General features: G+C 54.8%; 4 protein-coding genes and 1 pseudogene. 2 read left to right on the forward strand and 3 right to left on the reverse strand.

Annotated elements, in window-relative coordinates:
- On the forward strand, positions 1–395 hold a 395-nt coding region (locus POTG_RS21030; protein WP_009226862.1), incomplete at its 5' end, for a HEAT repeat domain-containing protein.
- A 67-nt stretch (positions 396–462) separates the two neighbouring features.
- Here POTG_RS21030 and POTG_RS21035 read toward each other — a convergent pair.
- Positions 463–1,596, reverse strand: a complete 1,134-nt coding sequence (locus POTG_RS21035; RefSeq protein ID WP_009226863.1) for a transglutaminase domain-containing protein — start codon at positions 1,594–1,596, stop codon at positions 463–465.
- 300 nt (positions 1,597–1,896) lie between these two features.
- Between POTG_RS21035 and POTG_RS21040 the strand changes: the two genes are divergently transcribed.
- On the forward strand, positions 1,897–2,094 hold the full coding sequence (locus POTG_RS21040; protein ID WP_009226864.1) for a hypothetical protein: 198 nt from the start codon (positions 1,897–1,899) through the stop codon (positions 2,092–2,094).
- A gap of 81 nt (positions 2,095–2,175) precedes the next feature.
- Here POTG_RS21040 and trxB read toward each other — a convergent pair whose 3' ends face one another.
- Both trxB and POTG_RS24095 read right to left on the reverse strand, forming a co-directional pair.
- Positions 2,176–3,126: a thioredoxin-disulfide reductase gene (gene trxB, locus POTG_RS21045; protein ID WP_009226865.1), complete on the reverse strand. Its 951-nt coding sequence runs from the start codon at positions 3,124–3,126 to the stop codon at positions 2,176–2,178.
- Between the two features lie 205 nt (positions 3,127–3,331).
- Positions 3,332–3,587, reverse strand: a pseudogene (locus POTG_RS24095) (heavy metal translocating P-type ATPase); the annotation flags it as partial.

The following is a 3,587-nucleotide window of genomic DNA, read 5'->3' on the forward strand; positions in this document are numbered from 1 at the left end:
AAATGCAGCTCCGCCGGCTCGCCGTCGTTTACCTCGGCGACCTGCGGACGCCGGAGGCGATGGAGCTGCTGTACGAGGTGCTGCGCGATGCTTCCGCCGCCGTGCGGCGCACCGCCGGCGATACGCTGTCCGACATCGGCGATCCGGCGGCCACGGGGCCGATGATCGCGGCGCTATCGGACAGCAGCAAGCTGGTCCGTTGGCGCGCGGCCCGCTTCCTCTACGAGGTCGGCACGGATGATGCCTTAGAGGCGCTGCGCGCAGCGGTAGACGACCCTGAGTTTGAGGTGGGTCTGCAAGCGCGCATGGCCGTCGAGCGGATCGAGTCCGGCGAGCAAGCCGCCGGAACGGTCTGGCAGCAAATGGCCGGCCGCGAGCGTGGGGGCAACAAGTAAACAAAAACGAGCAAGGGTCACCCGACATGAGGTGTCGGTGATCCTTGCTCGTTTATTTTTTTCATCCTTATTCCCAATGAATCTCAACCCGCAAATCATCCGTTCCCTCCAAAGGCTGCATCAGGTAACGGATATTTCGGATGCCCAGGTTGTACAGCCCGGTCAAGTCCTCCAGCAACTGCTCATCCGAACCGGCGTAACGCACGGTCACCGTGGCTTTTCCGGCCTTCATGCCGGACTTGACCCGTTCTGCCAGTCCTTTGGCGGTGGACACTGCCGCGTCGGCGTCGTATAAGTCGTACCCCAGCGCAGTCTTCAGCGCAAGATAGGTTTGCTTCTTCTCCCCGCCTGCCTCAATTAGCGCCTGCAGAGTTTTGATATAAGGTACGGACGCCCGAGGATAATCAGCCGCTTTCCAGACATGATCCTGCCTCATCTGCTCATCGGTTCGCAAGTAATACGTATAATTGACCCGCTTGGGCACATCAGGGACCGGGTCGTCCCAGGTCGTGTCCAGATGGTACCAGCGGTTGTCGAGACGCACGAGGTTCCACGCATGCAGCTGGCCTCCCGCCGTCCCTTCCACTAAACGGTTCTCAATCCCGGCTTCCTTCAGCAACTCGTAAGTCAGCAAGGCGTAGCCTTGACATACCGCTTCGCCAGTTTTGAGCCCTTCATAAGCGGTATATTTTTGCAGATCGGTATCGTACTTCAGGTTCAACACGACATAATCGTGAATCGCTTTGATTTTCTGATGGTTGTTCATGCCCGGTTGGATCAGCTGCTTGAGGATGTTCTTCACGCTTTGGCGGACGTAAGCGGTCTGCTCAGCCGTTTCGCGGTAATGAACCTGCAGCGTGATCTTGGCCGATCCCGTTGTGCCTCGCCAGGAGTAGACGTAACGATCCACGATATATTTCGTATACGGATCGGCTTCCAGCGCATCGTTCACCGCTTGCTTCAGCTGATTCTCCAAATTTTTGGTCGACCCCTTATATTTCAAGGTAATCGTCGTGTTCCGCGCCTCCATCCCTTGCGCCAGCTTAGCCTGCAGTTGCTTGGCGGTCGTGACCGTCGCCGGCTCCGCCGCCGCTTGAACCGGGACGGCAATCCCTCCAAGTGGTTCGGTACTCAGCAGTAAACCGCCGATCACCCCGGTTATGAGCCAACCTGTTGAAAGTCTCCCGATTTTCTTTCCCATCTGGCTTCCCTCACCTTCCGGTCAAGCTGCATAAACGATTTCTTCTGCCAATCTTTCGATCAAGCCCATTGTAACACAGCCTCTCCTGCAAAAGCTTACTAGTTTTGTCGAACGCAAAACAGGATTTGGACAGCCCCCGTAAGGCGGTTCCTTCGAGATCTCACGAAAATCTGTTTCCTAAAATTCACAATCAGCTTCTACAAATGAAAGCAGGGCTTATGTATAATAAAAAATATAAAAAATGTGATAAATGTCATTGCGTGAATTTTCAGACTTCCATAGGAATGGAGAATCGATTGGATGACTATCGTAAATATTTCGGATATTTCGGTGGAATTATTTTTAGCCGTCATGTTTTTTCTGCTGATTGTGGCTCCCATGGTGAGCCTCGGTGTACTGCGATTGTTCCAGGGCCGCAAGCGGGCGGGCTTTGCCTTAATCGGCGGCGGAGTGTTGGGATATTTCGTGTTCCAACTGATTGCCGGACTGTTTATCTAGGAAGCATAACGATAAATTGATAGCTCCATGCAAAAGAAAACGGCGATACAGGCCCTTCCTGTATCGCCGTTTTGCTGTTCCTTATTTTACAGCTGCTGCAGCTTGCTCATGCTCCATGCTTTCGATGAATTTCTCGCAATCGATCGCAGCCATGCAGCCGCTTCCTGCCGCCGTAATCGCTTGGCGGTAGCGGGTGTCCTGTACGTCGCCGCAAGCGAAGACGCCCGGAACGTTGGTCTCGGAAGTGCCTGGCTTCACCACGATATACCCGTTGGCATCCAGATCGATTTGGCCGCCCAGGAACGAGGTGTTCGGTTGATGGCCAATCGCCACGAATACGCCGCTGGCCGGAATGATTTCTTCCTCGCCCGTCGCGTTGTTGCGCACTTTCAGGCCGGTAACCCCATGCTCTCCGGCGATGACTTCAAGCGGCGTGCGGTTGAGGGCCAGCTCGATTTTCTCGTTGCTGCGCACGCGATCCTGCATGATCTTCGAGGCGCGCAGCTCTTCGCGGCGATGCACCACGGTGACTTTCGAAGCAAAGCGGGTTAAGAATCCGGCTTCCTCCATTGCGGAATCGCCGCCGCCGACCACAATAATCTCTTTGTTGCGGAAGAAGAAGCCGTCGCAGGTCGCGCAAGTGCTTACGCCGCGTCCAACGTTCACCTCTTCGCCCGGGATGCCCAGGTATTTAGCCGTAGCACCTGTCGACAAGATCAATGTCTCAGTCACGAGCTCACCAATTCCTTCTACCTGAAGTTTAAACGGACGTTGGCTCAGATCCACGCTGTTCACCCAGCCCGTGCGGAATTCAGCTCCGAAACGTTCGGCTTGCTTGCGCATGTTATCCATCAATTCCGGGCCCATGATCCCTTCCGGGAACCCCGGGAAATTTTCTACTTCCGTGGTTGTTGTTAATTGGCCGCCTGGCTGCGGACCTTCGATCACCAGCGGATTCATGTTCGCGCGGGCCAGATATATTGCAGCGGTTAACCCTGCCGGGCCGGTTCCGATAATAATTGATTTGTACATATCCTCAAATCCTTTCAAATGGATTCATCACAAATTATAGATATAAGATGGCTTGATTCTAATTATGTGAACGTTGCAGGAATCTGTCAATCTTTGTAATGGATAGGTTTGGTGAAGGTTAAATGAAGGAATGGTGAAGACCGCTATGCCAGGACCACAGCGCGAGCCACTACGCGCGACGCTACCGAAACCACTATCGAAACCACTACCGAAGCAGCCGCAGCCCGTTCAGAATCACCAATAGCGTGCTGCCCTCATGACCCACGACACCAAACGGCAGCGGAATACCTGCCGCAAAATTGCTTACGATCAGCATCAGAATAACGGCACCGGCAAAAACCAGGTTCTGCTTCACGATCCGCCGAGCCCGCCGGGCGAGCGAGATCGTCTCCGCAATCCGCTCGATGCTGTCGTTCATCAGCACGACATCGGCCACTTCCAGCGCGGCCCCGCTGCCGCCG

The organism is Paenibacillus sp. oral taxon 786 str. D14 (assembly GCF_000159955.1).
GTDB classification, from domain to species: domain Bacteria; phylum Bacillota; class Bacilli; order Paenibacillales; family Paenibacillaceae; genus Fontibacillus; species Fontibacillus phoenicis.